General features: G+C 41.2%; 23 protein-coding genes. 1 reads left to right on the forward strand and 22 read right to left on the reverse strand.

Annotated features, from left to right (window positions below):
• The 12 genes from CLFS41_RS28385 to CLFS41_RS28430 all read right to left on the reverse strand — a co-directional run.
• A partial coding sequence (locus CLFS41_RS28385) for a hypothetical protein (protein WP_152649089.1) occupies positions 1-1883 on the reverse strand: 1883 nt, incomplete at its 3' end.
• A complete protein-coding gene (locus CLFS41_RS29695; protein WP_347469238.1) occupies positions 1883-2296 on the reverse strand; it encodes a hypothetical protein in 414 nt (137 codons plus the stop codon). The genes CLFS41_RS29695 and CLFS41_RS28385, both read right to left, overlap by 1 nt.
• 83 nt (positions 2297-2379) lie before the next feature.
• Positions 2380-3150 (reverse strand): phage antirepressor KilAC domain-containing protein, encoded by a 771-nt coding sequence (locus CLFS41_RS28390; protein ID WP_045094290.1) that lies wholly within the window; start codon positions 3148-3150, stop codon positions 2380-2382.
• Positions 3151-3424: 274 nt separating this feature from the next.
• Positions 3425-3835, reverse strand: coding sequence for a protein-export chaperone SecB (locus CLFS41_RS28395; RefSeq protein WP_045094291.1), 411 nt, complete (start codon positions 3833-3835; stop codon positions 3425-3427).
• A gap of 2 nt (positions 3836-3837) precedes the next feature.
• Positions 3838-4089, reverse strand: coding sequence for a hypothetical protein (locus tag CLFS41_RS28400; RefSeq protein ID WP_045094292.1), 252 nt, complete (start codon positions 4087-4089; stop codon positions 3838-3840).
• Between the two features lie 5 nt (positions 4090-4094).
• Positions 4095-4709, reverse strand: a complete 615-nt coding sequence (locus tag CLFS41_RS28405) for a hypothetical protein (RefSeq protein WP_152649090.1) — start codon at positions 4707-4709, stop codon at positions 4095-4097.
• A gap of 236 nt (positions 4710-4945) precedes the next feature.
• Positions 4946-5428, reverse strand: coding sequence for a hypothetical protein (locus tag CLFS41_RS28410; protein ID WP_045094294.1), 483 nt, complete (start codon positions 5426-5428; stop codon positions 4946-4948).
• A gap of 176 nt (positions 5429-5604) precedes the next feature.
• A complete protein-coding gene (locus CLFS41_RS30550) occupies positions 5605-5766 on the reverse strand; it encodes a hypothetical protein (protein WP_200895127.1) in 162 nt (53 codons plus the stop codon).
• A complete protein-coding gene (locus tag CLFS41_RS28415) occupies positions 5766-6605 on the reverse strand; it encodes a BRO family protein (RefSeq protein WP_045094295.1) in 840 nt (279 codons plus the stop codon). The genes CLFS41_RS30550 and CLFS41_RS28415 overlap by 1 nt, the downstream gene beginning before the upstream one ends.
• A gap of 115 nt (positions 6606-6720) precedes the next feature.
• Complete coding sequence (locus CLFS41_RS28420; protein WP_045094296.1) at positions 6721-6900, reverse strand: hypothetical protein; 180 nt, start codon at positions 6898-6900, stop codon at positions 6721-6723.
• Between the two features lie 16 nt (positions 6901-6916).
• Positions 6917-7675 (reverse strand): ORF6C domain-containing protein, encoded by a 759-nt coding sequence (locus tag CLFS41_RS28425; protein ID WP_045094297.1) that lies wholly within the window; start codon positions 7673-7675, stop codon positions 6917-6919.
• Between the two features lie 117 nt (positions 7676-7792).
• Positions 7793-8020: a helix-turn-helix transcriptional regulator gene (locus CLFS41_RS28430; RefSeq protein ID WP_045094298.1), complete on the reverse strand. Its 228-nt coding sequence runs from the start codon at positions 8018-8020 to the stop codon at positions 7793-7795.
• 135 nt (positions 8021-8155) lie between these two features.
• Here CLFS41_RS28430 and CLFS41_RS29235 point away from each other — a divergent pair, with 135 nt between their 5' ends.
• On the forward strand, positions 8156-8665 hold the full coding sequence (locus tag CLFS41_RS29235) for a helix-turn-helix transcriptional regulator (protein ID WP_052665925.1): 510 nt from the start codon (positions 8156-8158) through the stop codon (positions 8663-8665).
• 32 nt (positions 8666-8697) lie between these two features.
• Here the strand turns inward: CLFS41_RS29235 and CLFS41_RS28440 are convergent, their stop codons facing one another.
• The 10 genes from CLFS41_RS28440 to CLFS41_RS28485 all read right to left on the reverse strand — a co-directional run bounded on the left by CLFS41_RS28440 (position 8698) and on the right by CLFS41_RS28485 (position 17899).
• On the reverse strand, positions 8698-9612 hold the full coding sequence (locus CLFS41_RS28440) for a hypothetical protein (protein WP_045094299.1): 915 nt from the start codon (positions 9610-9612) through the stop codon (positions 8698-8700).
• 61 nt (positions 9613-9673) lie between these two features.
• Positions 9674-14560 (reverse strand): hypothetical protein, encoded by a 4887-nt coding sequence (locus CLFS41_RS29240; RefSeq protein ID WP_052665927.1) that lies wholly within the window; start codon positions 14558-14560, stop codon positions 9674-9676.
• A gap of 40 nt (positions 14561-14600) precedes the next feature.
• Positions 14601-14927, reverse strand: coding sequence for a hypothetical protein (locus CLFS41_RS28450; protein ID WP_045094300.1), 327 nt, complete (start codon positions 14925-14927; stop codon positions 14601-14603).
• A 23-nt stretch (positions 14928-14950) separates the two neighbouring features.
• The gene (locus CLFS41_RS28455; protein WP_045094301.1) at positions 14951-15382 is read right to left on the reverse strand and encodes a hypothetical protein; all 432 of its coding nucleotides are present in this window, start codon (positions 15380-15382) and stop codon (positions 14951-14953) included.
• Positions 15383-15402: 20 nt separating this feature from the next.
• The gene (locus tag CLFS41_RS28460) at positions 15403-15828 is read right to left on the reverse strand and encodes a hypothetical protein (RefSeq protein ID WP_045094302.1); all 426 of its coding nucleotides are present in this window, start codon (positions 15826-15828) and stop codon (positions 15403-15405) included.
• A 54-nt stretch (positions 15829-15882) separates the two neighbouring features.
• The gene (locus tag CLFS41_RS28465; RefSeq protein WP_045094303.1) at positions 15883-16281 is read right to left on the reverse strand and encodes a hypothetical protein; all 399 of its coding nucleotides are present in this window, start codon (positions 16279-16281) and stop codon (positions 15883-15885) included.
• Positions 16274-16786 carry a hypothetical protein gene (locus tag CLFS41_RS28470; protein ID WP_045094304.1) on the reverse strand — a complete coding sequence of 171 codons (513 nt, stop codon included), beginning with the start codon at positions 16784-16786 and terminating at the stop codon, positions 16274-16276. Before CLFS41_RS28470 ends, CLFS41_RS28465 begins: the two co-directional genes overlap by 8 nt.
• Entirely contained in the window at positions 16776-17252 is a 477-nt protein-coding gene (locus tag CLFS41_RS28475; RefSeq protein ID WP_045094305.1) for a hypothetical protein, read from the reverse strand. The genes CLFS41_RS28470 and CLFS41_RS28475 overlap by 11 nt, the downstream gene beginning before the upstream one ends.
• Complete coding sequence (locus CLFS41_RS28480) at positions 17249-17608, reverse strand: hypothetical protein (RefSeq protein WP_045094306.1); 360 nt, start codon at positions 17606-17608, stop codon at positions 17249-17251. The genes CLFS41_RS28475 and CLFS41_RS28480 overlap by 4 nt, the downstream gene beginning before the upstream one ends.
• Before the next feature lie 12 nt (positions 17609-17620).
• Positions 17621-17899, reverse strand: coding sequence for a hypothetical protein (locus tag CLFS41_RS28485; protein WP_045094307.1), 279 nt, complete (start codon positions 17897-17899; stop codon positions 17621-17623).
• Positions 17900-17906 lie beyond the last annotated feature (7 nt).

Here is a 17906-nt window from a genome sequence, read left to right on the forward strand (position 1 = left end):
CCGGTCAGCCTTGATACGTCCACGGATGCATAATAGTTACTGCTGCCTGTGATGGCAAGTGGCTGCCCATCAGCTGTGGCCGTGATATCATAGGACGCTTCGGAAAAGTAAAATGTATATATGTCATAGTCAGTTACATCTACCGTCTCCTGGAAGATGTTTTTGACCTCATCTGTCTCACCATAGATGCTTCGGACCACATCCACCCGGCTGACTTTTTCTTTTTGCCGCCCAACCGGTGTCTTGGTCATGACACGGTAATCCATGTTGTAGTCCGTCACATCCCCGAAAACTACAGAGTCCACAAAGATCCGGCTGTTGGGCTGGCCCTGGGTAAACTCAAACTCTATTGTGTCAAATTGCGGAAACTCATGCTCTATCAGGTTCTCAGGGCCAAACGGTCCCGGCACCACATAGCTTTCCTGCAATGCCCCCTCAAAGTATGTATGTATGATCACACCCTGGGCCGGGTTGCTGGAAAAGTTAAGGCGCAGGCTGTAATAGATCATGGCTGCCTCTAAAACAATTGTAAATTTCGGATTATGCTGGAAGTCCCCATCTGCATCCGCAACCTCCGCAGATGCAAACCCGGCGGCCAGATATTGACCGGTCCGCGGCAGGAAGTACATGGTCCCGTCTGCTCTCCAATGATCCTGCGACATAGTGGCATACTCATACTTTGTCACGCCATTGACCGCGGACGGGAGGTTACTCCATGGTGCTGCATCCTCTGACTGCACGATCATACGCTCCGGGGATATGACAGTCACAAAGGCTGCCTGGATACGGATGATCCCCTTACGGTCCTGATACAGCTTGCACCGGCCTGCATTGGCAATGATCTGCAGGCATTCCTTGTGTGTCACGCAGGGCAGCGGATTGTATACCGTGACCTTTGTCAGGTACTCATCCAGTTCATAGGCCCTTTCATCCAGCCCCGCATCCGTCAGGACATCCAGTGCCAGATCATACAGCGTGATCCCTTCCGGGCGGTACAGGCCCCGGTAATATGTATCGTTCAAGTCATCTATCTTATCTTTGCTGTTAAAACTCATCATGGTGTCATCAGCTTCCCAGTCCGACAGATAAGTAACACAGCCGTCCATCCATACCGTCTTATCATCCCGCACATCATACCCATAACGGACCGTGACCTCTTGCCCCACTTCCAGGTAATGGATGGCACTGGCTTTATTCTCTACGTCAAACATGCGGTTGTAATTCTCAATCTGCAGGCTGAAATCTACCGTGGATAACTCCTCCGTCACCGGGCTGATGTATTCGGTTTTGGTGGATTTCATGATTTTCTTATTTTCAAAGCTGATACCTATACCCATAAGCATCTTCTGGATCCGCAGCCTTCCTTGCCCATTGACCATCTTTGTGGGCGTGATCAGCAGGTATTCCGTTCCGTCAAATATCTCATCGGTTGTCCAATAACTCAGTGTATTGCCGGTATATTCCACGGTTTTGATCCCATTGGCAATACTAAAATCTACCGGGTAATTCCTGCCCCAATTGATGGTCAGGCCACGGATATCATAGGCCGCCCCAAACGTAAAGCAGATAGGCCCCAGCAAATCCCTTGAAATAACACCATTGTTATACAGGTAATCCACATCCTCGGGGCGGGGCGGAAATACCATGGATCCATCTGCCCTCCAATGATCCTGCTCCAAGGTGGCATATTCCAGTTCCACGTCATAGTTGTCCAGGAGCCGTGTAAAATTGGATAGGTAGCTGTATTCAGCACCATGTTCTGCTGCCACGGAGGAATCCTTCTGGGCTACCTGATTGATGACACCTATGGTTACTACCATGTAGGATTGACTACGCAAATCCCGTGACATTGCCTGCTTATACTCGGATGATGCCTTTTGCATTACTCAATCACCCCACAGTCTATGAGGTTGCACTTGCAATCGGTATATGAAATTGGTAAGTGCGTCCTTTTGTCAACCCAATATGGTTTTGCGCTTCTGTCTCCCGGATACATCTTGATAGTAAGCCAGTTATTGTTTACCATATCTGGTATTGTAGCGATTACAAAGAACCCTTTTGAGTCTGATCGTGTATTTGCAAATTCCTTAAGCATAGATGACCATGTAGCCGCATCCAAATAAGGCCATACTAAATTATTGGCCTTATGATTGTCTCGTCCAACCACCTGCCCTACAACTTCACCATAAGCATTACGTCCACTACTCACAAATGTGGACACTATTAACTCCAGGCCGCGTGCAGGAGCAGGAAACGGCTTTCCATTTATCGTAATTATTGATTCCAATTCAATCACCACCAAACAAAAAAAGCACCAGTTAACCTGTTACGATTAACTGGTACGCTAGGTACGCTTAATATGTAGGAATAAAATAAGATTTAACCCACAGCTCTATCTTTACCAAGAAATTTATTTATAAAATACTGTTGTCCTTTTCCTGTCACCAAAGTTGTCCTGGTTAACCGAACGCTGCCATCCGGGTTATCAATTGCCCTTTCTTTTACTTCAAACAAACCTAATTCCATAGCCTTCTGAGTAGGCATCCTGCGCCGGTCCCCATTCTTAATTAGGTATCCATTGTCATACATCCATGTAAATAATCTGTTCTGGCCAATAGGTACACCGTTCTGAGAAATCAGTTTTGCTAGATTACCAATAAGAATTGATTCTTTACTGGCAGCTACAGCATCCGCAAAGATAGCCTTTGGTTTCATTGATTCATTCTCTGCCTCCAAGGCCCTTCGCTTTTCACGTTCTTCTTTCAATGCCGTAAATGCCTTGATTGCCAAGTCTGGATCATCTAGCAAATCATCAACTGCATACATACCATGTCGCCGTATGGTTTTCAGGATTTCTTTGACCTTTTTCTTGAATTCCTTCGCCAAAGGTTTATGACTTTGCATTAACACTTCATAAAGCCCATCCTCTGTCAAAAACCATGTTTCTTGAATTCCGCCAAGGGTCGGAAGGTTTTTCCGAACCTTTTCTGTACCATCAACTGTGGCCAGCATTTTATTTATGGATGATACATCATACTCAATCCATAAAGCAACATCTTTCGCCCAAAACAGTGGCTCATCTGGTGTTCCATAAACCCTAAAGTTCTTCCCTAATACTTCCTGTTCCTTAATAATTGATAATTCGCCCATATTATCACTCTCCATAATAAGTGGGGTGTAGAGGGACTTAGTGCTACCTCACGGTAGGAGCCCGACCTATTAGTGACTACCGGTATTTCCCCCAGATGCCTTTCGCAATCTGGAGGAGACGAAGCAAGTTCGGAGCATACCCGAACAGGACTTTTGCTTCTGTATCCCGGAGAACGAAAAAATCGCTCAATCGGGATACTGCTTGCGGCCCCGATTAAGCGACCTTATGAATATATTATATACTATTTGCATGTGGATTTCAAGCTATTACCTATTATCTGTTCGATTTTAAAAATTTGTTTACATTAACTGTTGGTAAAATCAAAGGTGTCACATTGGCTGATGCTGTATATGTAGATACAATTGCGCGAATATATGGATATAAAATTGCTACTGCATTTGCCTGATAGTGATCAATATTATTATTCTTTTCTACCCCTATAGAAAAATATCCCACAACTATAACTTTCATTTCAAACGGATATTTATTTTTAATAGCTTCATCAAAAATATGTACTATTAAACGAATTCTCATATGTTCATTAGAATCGTCTGAAGTTGCCTCTACCTCCATCTTGATATCGATGTTAACCTCTTCTTCTTCATATGCAGAATTAAGTTTAAATTGTATCTCTTCTACTTCATATTTTTCAAAACGGATAATTCCTGGTTCAATATTCGCCATCTTTATGCCGCACCTCTATATTTTTCTTCAAAATCACTTAAACAATCTTCTCCAAATGACTTTTTGGACATAGTATTAACATATGTTTCTTTAGGAAAATCATCAATAGGAAAATTATAACTGCTAATGGAACTATCCTTAATCACACCAGCACCACAATCATAACAAATTTTTTCAAATTCATCATTAGACAAAGAATCAAAAAAGTCATCAATCCTCTGTAATCTTTCTTCCAGTGTCATATTTTTTAGCATTCTAATCACCCCTTATATTTGCAATTATTACGACTTCTGTAACCATAGTACTGATTCAGCTTTTTCTTATATAGATTATAATCAAATTCTTGAGTGCACTCATGCAAATCGACAATAATATTAGGATTTTTAACACAATATTGCAGTTCGCTCAAACCATTAAATCTAGTTTTATATGCACTAATTTTTTCCAAAGGGAATATTCCCACCACAACATCATACAAATCTCTATATCCCAAATTATCAAACATAATGTTTAAAACTACACCATCAGTCATCTCAACAGAATTTAATCGTTTTGCATAAGCAGCTTTTTTCTGCGCTTTTTCCCTAGCGTAATCAAACTCAATCCAACTTTCTGGATTTAAAAGTGAAAACATTCTATCATCTTTCACTTCAATAGAAACTTCCAAAATCATATACTTCTGATACAATTCATCATCTATTTTCTCTTTAGGATATATCTCTTTGAACTTTAAATTTATCCAGCGAAATACATTAAGTTTATCATTATATAGATAAATTCCGTCACCTAGCCAATGCCCATCTCCGCGACTATATTCCATGTGCTTCTTTCGGAGCATTCTTTCGCCACGTTCTCTCCCTGTTCCATGGTACACTAAACGTCACCAACTAACTTTAGTATTTTACTATATTTCTCTTTCTGGTTATGGTGTGTACTGGTACGTATTATTACACACTATATTTAGATTATACCCCAAAAAGACCAAAAAGCAATCTTTTTATTGACTTTTGAGTTTTTTTGTCTACTATATTACAAATTTCGTCATTATTTTACCATACTTGACCTCTGATAGCTTATCCAATATGAATAAAGCCGCCAAACGGCGGCCTTCTATTTTACAATCTCACATTCAGATATATATGCTCCTCTTCTGTCTTTTGAGAAAAATATACCCTTTATCCTTACTTCTGTCCCATCTTTTATATCTAAAAACTCTTTGTTGGAGGATTCACATGGTATGCTGTTTCCTTCATCATCTTCTAGGTTAAATAAAAGTTTTCCACTATTCGCCTCACCTACGGGATGAAATATTCCTGATACATAAATTGGAGAGTTAGTTTTTATATTATATGTCTTGACTTTTTCATTCTGTATTTTTCGGTACGTGTTCCAATATTGTTCGTTTCGCTTTTCATCCGAAACTTCCCCCCCATAAATTTCCTTTTCAGTCATTTCATCCAATGCAGATGCCACTTCTAATTCAACATTGTTATAAAGCCTACTTAATTCATTTACTGAAAACTCTTGAACCTCAGCTTTTGAACACCCCACAACAAACAGACATAAAATCAATAGTACAACAATTTTTTTCAAAACAGTTCTCCCCTCTCCTATAATACCTTAAAGATATCATATTCAAGGACGAATGTAAATATTTAGGTAGGTCGGAAGTTAAATCCTCCCCTACGTGTGGTTTTAGTAAGCTCCTCATTTATTTTCTGCCATTTAGACTAAAGCAAAGCCGCCTTTCGGCGGCTCCTTACATGCGCTCAGTTCAATAGAACAACATGACTTTTGATATGTTCTTTATAATGTGACCAATTAAGAGTTATTGCTACTGCGCGCGCAACTTTTATATCTGTCTCATTATACTCCTTGAGTTCTTTCTTGCATATTTCCACAAATTCATCTTCATTAATTGGGTATGCCATTATGCTACTACCTCCCCGTATACCACTGTGCAAGATTTGCAATTACCTTTGGAATCACAATAGCTAATCTTGGTGGGATAACCATTTTCTGCAATCCACCACTTCACCTCTTTCAAAACAGAAGGTTTATACTGTGTTGTTACATCCTCGTGTCCATTTTTGCTGAATGCTGTGGTAACAATTTCGGTATTTGAAATATGTAACTTCTTAATTATAGCTCCAACTGCTTGATTGTGAGGTTTTCCGCTACTGGAATAAATGCCCAGTTCCGTTGCTATCTCCGTACAATCATAAAGTTTCGGCATATCTTCCTTGTCAGTTATCAGTGGTGCTTTTACTTCGTACCCCAAGTCTGTGTACAACCGTTTCACTTCTGCTGCCACATATACTGGTTCCACTTTAGCTTTTTCCAAAGTACTCATGACATTCTTCACCATCATGTTGACTGATGATAATGGAAGACGTTTAGGGGACGTTGATTTCTCTTCCTTTGGCATCTCGTATGATCCGGTCTTGCGAAGGATGGGGAGAACTTCATCCGCTATCCAATCTGTAAAGGCTTCGGCATTTGGCTTGTGGCTTTTGAAAACGAGCTTATAGACGCCACTCTCCGTGAGAAAATTCTCCCCAGCGTTATTCAGTTTTCGGAAGTCAATATCTTTGACATCTGAATTTTTAACCTTGATCGCCTGTTTTCTATTCATCTTTGCAATCGCCATCCTTACAGCGCTCTCTCCCAGTTCCAGGCATTCCCCTACGTGATATGGATTAAACAATGCCTGTCCATCTAATTCAAATACTTCTACTTCATGTCCTTCAAAAATCATTAAATTGTTCATCTGATCTTTCTCCTTTTTCTCGATTTGACAAATCGGAGAAAATAAGGTAAGATAACCCTAAGGATAGGGCCTACCCTATTCCCTCATGATTGAGTAAACACACTGCCTGCCAAAGCTATCGTGTTTGCTCTTTTTTTGTTTCATTCTCATCCAAATCCTTTTCAATAAGCGCAACTAAATATTGTATTCCGTTCGCCATCTGTGGCGAACGCCCAATAATCCACACCTTCCTCTGCGAAATTGGGGTTAGTATGGGTGCATAGAATTTCATTTGTTGATTCATAAGCTCATTCATCTTTTACCTCCATCATCTATGCAATCTCACGATTAATACGTCCAATCTCTAATTGCATGTTGGTTGGTGGCTGCCAACGATTTATGTACTCAAGGGCTTCTTTAAAGCGAACCCGTGGAAGATTGGCATAGGCATTAATATTGAAATAATCGTAAAAGTCATGCCATATTCTAGAAAATACTTTTGCACGTATACTGTTACCTTCATCATCTTTGTATCTGTAGGCTCTGGCTTCTTTGCCGCCCAATGCAGATCTAACGACATCTGCCACAAAATCCCGAAGCTGTTTCTGCTGGGAATAGTCAATATTCATTGTGTTTTCCAATTTATCAACCTTATCTTCAACAGTAACCAATCGCTCCTTCTGTTCATCCAGCATCCCAAGTTGAACCCTCATCATTTCCTCTGGGGACATTTTCCTTACTTGGTACATACCTGTTTTTCGGAGTGCGGGAAGAACCTCTATAGCAAGCCACTGCTGATACTTCAATGCCCTGTCATTTCCAGCTTTAAAGCCAAGCATGTAAAACAGGCTCTCAGGAATATATTCGTCTTTCCCCCATTCGTGGGGGAAACCACACTCGACACTAAAACCATTCATTCTTTCCCATCTAACAGACGTATACTCTTTCCCGTTTTTTACCTGTGTCTGTGTCCATCCAAACCCAATAGCCGTGTCCTCCGCATTGACAGAAATACTACCATCTGGATTCAAAATTGTCCTTACCTGTAAGCCAAGTTCACCATTTTCAAATACCTTTACATTGTTTTCCATTAATATATCAAATCTCCTTTCTTGATTTTCCGTAAAAGGCATGATATATTATATTTGTCATTCCTTTTATGGATTGAAGTGCTATAGAAGTTGCAAACTTTGGTAGGGGAGCAACTTCTATTCTTTTTTGGTTCCATCTTTTCTTCCTTCCACTACAACAATTTCAGTCACGTCCACGTTAAGGGCATTTGCTATTTTGCCTATGGTTTTACATGTGGGTGCCTGAACACCTTTCCTTATCCTGCACAATGTTGCTGTACCGACACCTGATGATAAGGATAATTCTTTTAAATCGATGCAATTACGAGCCATGTGCAAATCAAGCTTAATGTTGTCGATTTTCATTTTCATTCTCCTTTCCGATATTTTAATTGACGTTTTTAATTCTAGCATTATCCATTGTCGGTGTCAATGGTTTTTTAAATAAATATTGATTTTAATTGTCGTTTTTGATATACTATTTATGAAAGGGGGCGCATCATGCCAGATAATCAGTATATAGGAAGTAAGATCAAGAAGCTTAGAAAAGAAAAACAGCTAACACAAGTTCAATTAGCTGAAAAAATTGGCAAGACAGAAAGTTCTGTCCGAAAATATGAAAAGGGCCTAACAGAAATTCCTATCAGTGTATTAGAGGACATAGCAAATGCCCTAGATACCACTATTTACTATCTTGGTTCTATGGATTTAAATGATATGAATAAAGATTTTAGAGAGCAAGGCAATAATTTCTTTATATCTCTTTGTAACAGTGCAGGATTTCAGTGCTATGAATATGTTTTCCATGGCAGACCTGGGTTTGTAATTTTAACAGATGATAGAGACTGCTTTATTTCATCAGACAAAGCAGATAGTATAATCAATAATATAGCTAAATATGCCCGATTTTCATTAATAGAAACTATGCCATCATTGCATCCTGTAGAAGATAATCCACCAGCAAAAATCCCTCGATTAATGTTTAATTGTACCGGAAATACAGAGGAATGATAAAAGCCGCCGAAAGGCGGCTTTTTATATCCTCATTGCACTATCAAGATCACACAACCTCCATTTGTTAATTCAACAGTATCTCCATCTTTCAGCGTTAAATTATGATACACACCCTCCTTGGGATCTATTATCTCAGAACAAATATCTCCATATTCTGTACCTTTGCTTGATACTTTAAAAAGACCACTTTGCACACCAAAAACATTGTACTTTCCCGCGGGTATGTCCTCGCCAACAATATATTTCCCCGTATCCAGCGGAATATTGGGATTGTCATCAGAAGTATCTGACTCTTTAATCAACTCTGAACTTTGTAATGTTCTTTCTTGTTCTTCATAGTAAGTCAAATTTTTTTTAAACTCTTCTATTTCTGTAGAATAATCAAACGTTCCAGTAGATACACTAAAAATAAAATTATATAACTCACCATTTTTATAAACCGCTATTGAGTGTATATCCTGACTTCCACCATCACTTATTACATTAGCAGTCAATTCTATAGCATCTTCTCCAGATTTTATATTTACTATTGCTCTTTTTTCATTTTTAACCACTTCCAACGTGTCAACAAATCCATCAAAATACGTCATGAGTAGTTTGAAAGAATCTTCATCGGACACTTCTATTGGTATCATGATAACAGTCAACATGATACCATCCCCATAATAGTAAATAGCCTCCTCTTTCTCTTCCTTATTTGTAAGCCATGATTCTGGAAGTATATAAATAAAATTACCTATCTTTGATGCACCAGTATTTTCCTGCTCGTACAAATTACCTTTTGGTCTTTGAACGTCCTCTCCTTCTACATCTATCGCTATTTCAGCGCCATTTGTACTCTTAACTGTTATTTCCTTTTTATCCTTTTCCTGTTTATCCACTGCTTTGCTACATCCGAAAACAAGAAGCACACATAAAAGTGTAAAAATAAAAGCTCTTTTCATAAGCCATCCCCCACTTCCATAATTATCCTAAGGATAACATAGAAGAGTGGGGTTGTAAATATTATATGGGGCGGAATTTAAAGCCACCTCTGCGCGTGGTCTTTGCTATTTCCTCATTCACCTTTCGACCATTCAGACTAACCATAGTATCCTTATCGGCAATTTCCTGAAGAAGTTCTTTCTGCTCTGGCATAGATTCCAGATTGTCCAATTTTTCTAAATTACGCAATACCGGCATAAGTTTTCCGTCTATCACATTATTTATGGCCTCTACTATTATGTTATCTTTGCCATCCGATGACACGCTCACCTGTCCGCCAACTTTACCCATAATAGTCTGATATCCTATGCTAAAATCCTGTCCATAATTTGGAACATACTTAGTGTAACTATCATCAATATTAAATCCCAGGCCAATGCTTGGTGCATTAATCGCACTAGCCCATTTGTTAACTGCAGACTGTGTGGTTCCTCCTAAATCAGAAAAAGCATTATTAAATCCCTCTATATCATAAGCTGCCATTCGGTAAAACCTTTTTGATGGGGATTCAATTTCAAATTCCTCTTCAGCTTCTTTCATGGCATCACGAGCCCATTGTCTGATTGCATCCTTTGCCAAATATGAAAACTTATGTATTCCTTCAGCAAATCCTTCATTAATGCGTTTAGCCATATTATAGAAAGAATCGTACATTCCCCCTACGCCATTAATATCTGAATCTCCCCAGAACCATTCACGAACATTTTGAGCCCAAGTCTCAACTGGAATTTGAGATTCAATAAAGCTTTCGTTAATTTTGTCATTAAAAGCCTTTATTATATTTTCTGCAAATTTTGACCAAGACATTTCATTAATGCCTTTTGTTTCATCTTGCCCGGAAAACCATTCCCTGTCACTTTTGGCCCATGTCTCCATTGGCTCCTGAGAATCTTTAGTTTTAGTCTTTATCTCTTGATTGAATCCCTTTGTAGAATCGTCAGCAAACCCTTTAAATGTCTCTGCATTTATTCCACCATGGTTCTGTCCAGCATAGTACTCCCTTGTTAAATCTGCCCATTTCTTAACTGGTTCTTGTGATGATGCCGCATTTTCAATAAAGCCATCGTTCGCACCACTAATGGCAGCAACTGCATTACTTTTTCCTGCCTCATAGCCCTCCTGCTTCTTTTCAGCAATTCCCTGGTTATATTGATCTCCAGCATACTGCCCTGCTCCTAACATTTTTTGGGTTATCTCGTCTGACTGCAATGCATCTGTCACAGTATCGCTAATCTCCGTTGCCGCGTTGGAAGCTCCCGCCTTTCCGCCATCAGCAACGCCAGTTATGATGACCTGTCCCCCCTCATATGCGACTTGCACACCTTTGCTATTATATTCAGCTTCTATCTGTGCCCAAAGTTCGTCAGTCATTGTAGGGACGGTATCTGCAATTCCCGCTTTACCTCCAACACCAAATTGGATTATACCGCGGTTTCCCAAATCATAAAAATCTTGGTCTATTGTCCCATATGCAGAGATTATTTCATTATATAAAGCAACTGCATCTGTTCCAACAACTTGCTTTCCATCGATAAAAACCCCACCTAAACTGTCAATTGCTGCTGAAGCTTTTATTACAATTTGACTAAAATCTGCCTGATTTGTCGTTTCAATCAATTCGCCGAGTTTTTGTTTGTGCCCTTCAAGTGCTTCTTGTGCAACCTCATTGGCTATGGTAGCATTTTCTACCCCAACTTTTAATTCTGCCTGCCGTGATGTGGACTCCTGTAATTCTTTTTTATAAAAGTCATACCGCTGTATAAGCGAATCCACCATGACGGCATCATTATCCATAGATACACCGCAGTCCTCAAGTGTATCTCTATACTTCTCCATGATTACACTTGAATCAGTAAAGTTATTGGACATATCAGCCATTATGTCCCTTAATGCCATTACCTTTTCCTGATTAACATCATATTGTCTCTCTGATACTGCCAACTCTACATTTGCTTTGGCCAAAGCATTCGCATAATCACTGACAACCTGGTCATATGCCATTACGCGCATATACTCCTGCTGCTTTTCAATGACTTTTTGAATTTCATCTTTTTGAGTTGTATATCGTCCCGTTGTCATATCAATTTTATCCCTTAACTCCGGGCATTTATCAATCAACTGCTGGGCATACTCTCTTAAATTATTCTGTTCTTTAGCTGTCAAGTGAGTTTGATCTGCCAACCTAAAGTATGCGTCCTTCAAAGTATCAAGCTGTTTTGCATCACTTTCTGCATTAGAAATAATCTTACCACTATTTTCAGATAGTCTTCCAATTGCATCAGCTGCCGCTTCAAGTTCAGAATTATTAGAGCCAATATCTTTCTGAAACTGAATAAACTCATCTGCCATTTGCTTATCCCAACTCTGTTGCATTGTAAGCAATACACCAGCAAGTGCTCCCAATCCGCCCACAAGCAATAAAATAGGATTAGCCGCCGCTGCCGCTAATAGTCCTGATAATGCTGTCTTTATTTCTGCGATGGCCGCTATAGCTGCTGTTACTCCTGTGAATGCTAATATAGCAGTTGCAAGACCACCTATGGCACCGCCTAATCCAATCAGTACATCCTCTGGAATCAGTTTTACCGCATTCGCTATACCATTTAAAGCTGCTGACAACATTTCAACGGCACTGCTAATAGCCGGGGTAAGTACTCTCGCAATTCCCTCTATGAACAATACAAGTCCATCACCTATTCCTATCGCAAAGTATGATAGTGCTCCATAAAGATTCTTTAAAGAGCCGATTAATCCATCCCAATTGATTCTCTTGGAAAGATTTGTAAGCACATCAAGCAAGCGCGGAAGGGCATCCCCAATAGTCCACACTGCGATTGGAACTAAAAATTCTTCATAGAAATCTAACAAGGTTGTAAAGGTTAGGATCGCTATATTACCTAACTGTTCATAAAATCCGCGCAGACTATCCTGAAGCCGTGTCCAATTAATACGGTTCAGCATATCATTGGTGATGTTAATGAATCTCGGTAATCCAGCTTCGCTCAATGTCCAAAGTCCAACAGGCTTTAAGAACTTATCATAGAAGTCCTGTAATGTCCCAAAAGTGAAATCTTTCAGCTTGGAAAATCCTTCATCCCATAATTTCTTTAATGCCACTGTGGTTGGCTCTAAAAGCTTGAGCAGTTCCGAAAGCTTTCCATTCAGATCATCAACAAAACTGGTTCCATCATTCAGATCCCCATAATCAACATCTGCTCCGCCTCCAGCACCACCGCCACCGGTACCACCTTTATCATTAGGAGAAATAATATTCAGTTCATCAATACCAGAAGTTGCATTGGCAAGGTCTTTGGCTGCCTGTGCTGCCCCACCTAGATTTCCTGCCAGTCCACCGGCTGCATCCTCTGCATCCTCAATTCCCCCTGCAATACCTCCACCAGCCTGGGCGGAGTTGTCCCCAAAAATCAGAGCAGTAAGTGCGCGGAATGCATTGGCAGCCGTCTGCAAATAAGCCAGAAGTGTATTAAGCGCTCTGACCACATGGACAATGATATTGATGAACCCTTGGCCCATGGTTGTACTGAACTGCTGGAACTGTAATTGAAGGATTCTAAGCTGGTTTGCAAAGGATCCCTGAGTACGCACAAAATCCCCGGCTGTCTGATCCGTGGTCGCCATGATATACTCATACCGCAACATGGCCTGTTCTGCCAGGGTCATCTTATTGTAAAGCTTTCCGAATCCATTGGACAGAGCAAAGGCATTCAGGTTTGCAACGTTCATGTTAACGCCCAGCTGCTTCATCGGCTCCGTTTCACCGGATACGGCAGAACGGATCTTATAATAGGCATTATCAGTACTGATATTATAAAAGGATGCAATATCCCCAGCCCTTCCGGTCAATCCCATTGCCATATTCGCCGCGTTCTCCTGCGCAACTCCCAAGGACCGGTACATGGACATAAGGACACCGGAATACTGTTTTGCTGATAGTTCAGACACACCGAACTGTGTTGCCGTGGTCTTAGCAAATGCATTTGCCTTACTTGCCATGCTTCCGAATGCCACGTCAACCACGTTCTGAGTTTCTGTCATTGAGGATCCCAGTTCTATACAGGATTTTCCGAACTGGATAATCTGACGGATTCCCAGCATGATCCCGGCTGCTCCCAACATACTCCTTATGGATGCTCCAAAGGAAAGAACCCCAGTGCTTGCCCTGCGGCCAGATGTTGATACCCGATCCATAGCGGTAGCAAGCCCATTGGAGGCCGAACGTGCCTTGTTCCCCTGGGATGCCAGATTAGCCAAAGCATTCGTAAGAGAAATGACATTCTGGCTTACCTTTGGTGCTTTGGACAGCGTATTCATAGTCTGTGTCAGGCTATCTGCAAGCTGCGGTAAATTAGTAATAGCATTGGTAGTGGCCTTTCCACCAAGCTTGGCAACGGAAGATACAAACTCAGAAATATTGGGTAAAGGAGTAATCCCACCAGCAAAGGCGTTATTCAGCGCTGCCACTGCCGGCCCAACACTGTGCATATTAACAATCGCCCTCTGCACTTGTACTCCGCCCAATTTTGCGATACTGGATGCAGCTGTAGCCAAGCTCCTGGCACCATTCGCAACGCCTGAAAGCCCCTGGAATCCTACCAGGAGCGAACTAAGCCCTCGCCCTACTGCCGCAAGGTTTGAGACGTCAACTCTATTAAGTTTGTCTATTCCATTGGAAATCCGGTTAAAATCAGCCGCTTTTATGCCCGATGCTGATTTCATGGAGACAGCCAGATTACCTACTCCATTACCGATTGCAGAAAACTTGCCGGTATCAAAACCGCCAAGTGCTGCAGACATCTTTGAAAGGCTTGCTGACAGGCGATCAAGGGCCTTATCGGCATTCCCAAGATTAGAAATTATATCAATACTTAATTCTTCAATACTTGCCATCTGAGTACCCACCTACCTTTCAGGGAGGTACGCTGGGTACTCAATTTGTTGTATCTACAAAATCATCATCTACAGCCTTACAATACTGTCTAAACTTAAGAGCGTCCAACTGATAATCATGATCCTCTGGATTCTCCTGCAACTCCTTAAGCTGTGAAAATGGAAGCCTGGGATAAATGTCTGGCTTACCATTAAGTGCCGCACCTATGGATGCCATGAAATACCTTCCTGCTTCCCACGCCATACGGTCCTCGTGCTCCAACCTCATTTCAAATGCCTTTTTCCATGGCTCCATTTTCCTCGGATTCAGCTTCCAAAAGCGTTCCTCTGGTATCCCCAAGAATAACGCCTGTGGCAACCACACCATATAAACAGCATCCCTAAAGCTTTTTACTTCACTACCTTCGGAAGATGGTCCTGAGGCTGAATCGGCGGATTCTCCTCGATTCCCATCATCTTTGATAAAAAATCAGCTTCCTCCATGCATTCGTTGATAATATTATAAATATCAATTATGCTCTTTTCATTTTCAGTAATCAAGCGCTGGACCAGCGCACCAGCCTGTTTCTCCGATGTTATTTCTTCGCTATGGTTATCCTGTAAGCATACAAATAGCAGATAACGTACCATTCCCATCATCTTTATGGATGCTTTCATTTGAGCCGAAAAATTTTTGGATTTAGCTGACTCTTTTAGTTCATCCATGACGGCCTGACATCCGCCCGCTTTTTCCATAAAGTCAGTTTCAACAACTGTATTAAATGACAGTTCCAGCTGATACTCTTTCTGTTCCTTACCAGTTCCTACTAATACCTTAACCATAATGAACCCCTCCTTTCTAATTATCCCTGGCTTGCTGTCGGTGTAGAGAATGTAATGGATGACCTTCTTGCAATTGTGATCGTCATATCCCTAGCACCATTCACATCACCACCAACTGCAAATACACTGTGGCTTCCCTGAAAAGCAAATATACCATCCTTACCTGTCTCATCTCCAAAACGTACCTCATAAAAGCTATCGATATTGGCCTTATCGTCCACCTTCTTATAGTCCTCCGGTGTATAGTTCGCGGTAAATGCCATGTCAGAAGCCTTTCTAACTCCCGGGATTTTGGATTCATCCTCATCCTCCAAATCCGTAATATCAATCATATCCGGTGCCGCGCCTAAATCAGGATACTTCTTGATACGGCACAGCTTTGTCAAGCTTGATGCACTCGTTCCCTGAAATAAAAATGTTCCAATTGTGCTGCGTCCGTCAGCCATAATAAATTTCCTCCTGCACTGTGTATGTATGGTACTCAAAGTACTCTTAGCCTATTACCTGCTCCAAATAGTTCCTTTATCATCAACCTTCGCTTCGTACTTTGCTATATAGCGGAGGACTGAATCATCAACTACATTCTTAACTTCTTGTGGCCCGAATGTTCTGATCCATCCGTCAGAAACCATCTGCCCATCAGCCAATGCCATGATCGCTTCATTGTCCACAAGACTTGTATCTCCTTTTGTGTAAATAGTAATCTGTACCGTAGGCGTAACTGCGTTCTCTATGTTCTCACTATCAATTCGATCCTTTGCAATTGGATTATTGAATTGTTCAAACAGCAAATGTGGCAGTTTGGGAAGCGTCTGTGTTTCAAGCCTTGAAGTATTCTTGCAAAGCGGCTTCACTGCCATCTTAACACGCTCATATTGCTCAATTGCTATGTTAATCATGGAATACCTCCTTCGCCAAACTTAATACCTGTTCAATCATCTTTTGAGATGCATTGTACATGGGCATTTGTGCCCGTATGCCGTATGTATGATGCCACACACCAGAGGCATCCTGATAACTCCATCCGTTTGGGTCATCCCAGTGGCCTTTTCCCGGATAAGTCCCTGGCCCCATCCCCAGTTCTCCCGCTTTTGGGTTCTGGGTGCCGGCATATTTGATACCAGTTCCAAACTCCACAAACAGAATCATACCGGATGCCACTACGATTTTTAATCGTACCGCGCTATACAGGTTTGTATTTTCAATATAGGCCGTCCCAATAGGTTCATCATGAGATATTTTCCCGCTGATTGCCTGTAGCTGCGTATTTATATCCCTTGCCCCCATCTCAGCCAAACGGTGAGCAAAAATCTCATTCTTTCTATGGAGTTGTTCTTTGAACTGCTGAACCTGTTGGATTGCCTTATTAACACTCGCTTTATCCAGGGTCACTTTAATCTTCATCTGTTACCAGCCTCTTTTTGTATAAATCATATTCAGACTGTGATATGGCCTCGCTATTAAGCAAATGTTTCAGATATTCACTATCATCCATACTGTTTACTCTTTTCTTGATTGCGTATGCTTTCTGTCCGCCCCATTCTGCCAGTTTTTCCACCGTATAATCATAGGGGGTATCCGTACTCTCATCTGGCCTTATAACCGGCATTGTATCAATCCATAAAACGGAATGCTCATCTGCCTTGAAGTCCTCATTTGCGGTGATCATAATTTTGTCATAGTCTGAAAATGCACCAAATGGAGTGTTCTCAGTTGTTCCAGATGGGGTTGAAATACAAGCTGCTGATTTCCGTGGAATGGTATATTGTGGCACTGGCTGTCCTGTTGGCTTTCCATCTTTTATTCCCTCCATGTACCCAACATACATTGCATAATAAACGGTAGAGAGGTTCACTTGCAAATCCCTCATAATACCCCCACTTCTGGGATAATGTCATAGAAAAAATCAGATGGTACGCCAGCACCCCCATACTGTCTGGTTACTCCGGCTACAGTATGCTGTGTTTCTCCTATTGCCCCGTCTTTACTATAAATATAATCAGCAACGTTTATAACCACATGGGAATACTCCTTAAGAGCGGCTGCCGCTTTGGCTTCGGTTGCTCCGAATGGATACGCTTTCCTTATCACCTGGCGCTCCGCATCTTCCAGAAAATCATAAAGGGTCAGTACATCTACATCATCCAGGGATGTAATATCTTTTTTTATCCGGCGGCAAAACCGTTTGAATAATTCATCCTTTTTAATCTCCACTGCTTCTGCCATGCCATTCTCTCCTTACTGCCTTTCCAAAATCAGACCGATAAGAACACCCTTAGTTGCATCTTCTGTAAATTCAATGCCTTTTTCACCGCAAATCTCAGCCAACTTGTCCCGGTTCATGGCCTTAAGCTGCCATTCCTTAAATATTCCTTCTGCTGGATTATCATCTTGCATGTTTTCCTCAGAAGTCTTATCCATTTTTTTGTTTTCCTGGAAGGTGCCAGTGTCCTCCGGCACCTCTTCTCCAGGCCAGTAAAATTTCCCGCATACTTTTACCAGATGGTCATACTTCATATTACTG

Source organism: Clostridium sp. FS41, assembly GCF_000954015.1.
In the GTDB taxonomy this organism is placed as follows: domain Bacteria; phylum Bacillota; class Clostridia; order Lachnospirales; family Lachnospiraceae; genus Enterocloster; species Enterocloster citroniae.

Coding starts and splice junctions, on each gene's coding strand:
- CLFS41_RS28390 (WP_045094290.1), bottom strand. CDS start 3,150: ATGGGCGAATTATCAATTATTAAGGAACAGGAAGTATTAGGGAAGAAC.
- CLFS41_RS28395 (WP_045094291.1), bottom strand. CDS start 3,835: ATGGCGAATATTGAACCAGGAATTATCCGTTTTGAAAAATATGAAGTA.
- CLFS41_RS28400 (WP_045094292.1), bottom strand. CDS start 4,089: ATGCTAAAAAATATGACACTGGAAGAAAGATTACAGAGGATTGATGAC.
- CLFS41_RS30550 (WP_200895127.1), bottom strand. CDS start 5,766: ATGGCATACCCAATTAATGAAGATGAATTTGTGGAAATATGCAAGAAA.
- CLFS41_RS28415 (WP_045094295.1), bottom strand. CDS start 6,605: ATGAACAATTTAATGATTTTTGAAGGACATGAAGTAGAAGTATTTGAA.
- CLFS41_RS28420 (WP_045094296.1), bottom strand. CDS start 6,900: ATGAATGAGCTTATGAATCAACAAATGAAATTCTATGCACCCATACTA.
- CLFS41_RS28425 (WP_045094297.1), bottom strand. CDS start 7,675: ATGGAAAACAATGTAAAGGTATTTGAAAATGGTGAACTTGGCTTACAG.
- CLFS41_RS28430 (WP_045094298.1), bottom strand. CDS start 8,020: ATGAAAATCGACAACATTAAGCTTGATTTGCACATGGCTCGTAATTGC.
- CLFS41_RS29235 (WP_052665925.1), top strand. CDS start 8,156: ATGCCAGATAATCAGTATATAGGAAGTAAGATCAAGAAGCTTAGAAAA.
- CLFS41_RS28440 (WP_045094299.1), bottom strand. CDS start 9,612: ATGAAAAGAGCTTTTATTTTTACACTTTTATGTGTGCTTCTTGTTTTC.
- CLFS41_RS29240 (WP_052665927.1), bottom strand. CDS start 14,560: ATGGCAAGTATTGAAGAATTAAGTATTGATATAATTTCTAATCTTGGG.
- CLFS41_RS28450 (WP_045094300.1), bottom strand. CDS start 14,927: ATGGTGTGGTTGCCACAGGCGTTATTCTTGGGGATACCAGAGGAACGC.
- CLFS41_RS28455 (WP_045094301.1), bottom strand. CDS start 15,382: ATGGTTAAGGTATTAGTAGGAACTGGTAAGGAACAGAAAGAGTATCAG.
- CLFS41_RS28460 (WP_045094302.1), bottom strand. CDS start 15,828: ATGGCTGACGGACGCAGCACAATTGGAACATTTTTATTTCAGGGAACG.
- CLFS41_RS28465 (WP_045094303.1), bottom strand. CDS start 16,281: ATGATTAACATAGCAATTGAGCAATATGAGCGTGTTAAGATGGCAGTG.
- CLFS41_RS28470 (WP_045094304.1), bottom strand. CDS start 16,786: ATGAAGATTAAAGTGACCCTGGATAAAGCGAGTGTTAATAAGGCAATC.
- CLFS41_RS28475 (WP_045094305.1), bottom strand. CDS start 17,252: ATGAGGGATTTGCAAGTGAACCTCTCTACCGTTTATTATGCAATGTAT.
- CLFS41_RS28480 (WP_045094306.1), bottom strand. CDS start 17,608: ATGGCAGAAGCAGTGGAGATTAAAAAGGATGAATTATTCAAACGGTTT.
- CLFS41_RS28485 (WP_045094307.1), bottom strand. CDS start 17,899: ATGAAGTATGACCATCTGGTAAAAGTATGCGGGAAATTTTACTGGCCT.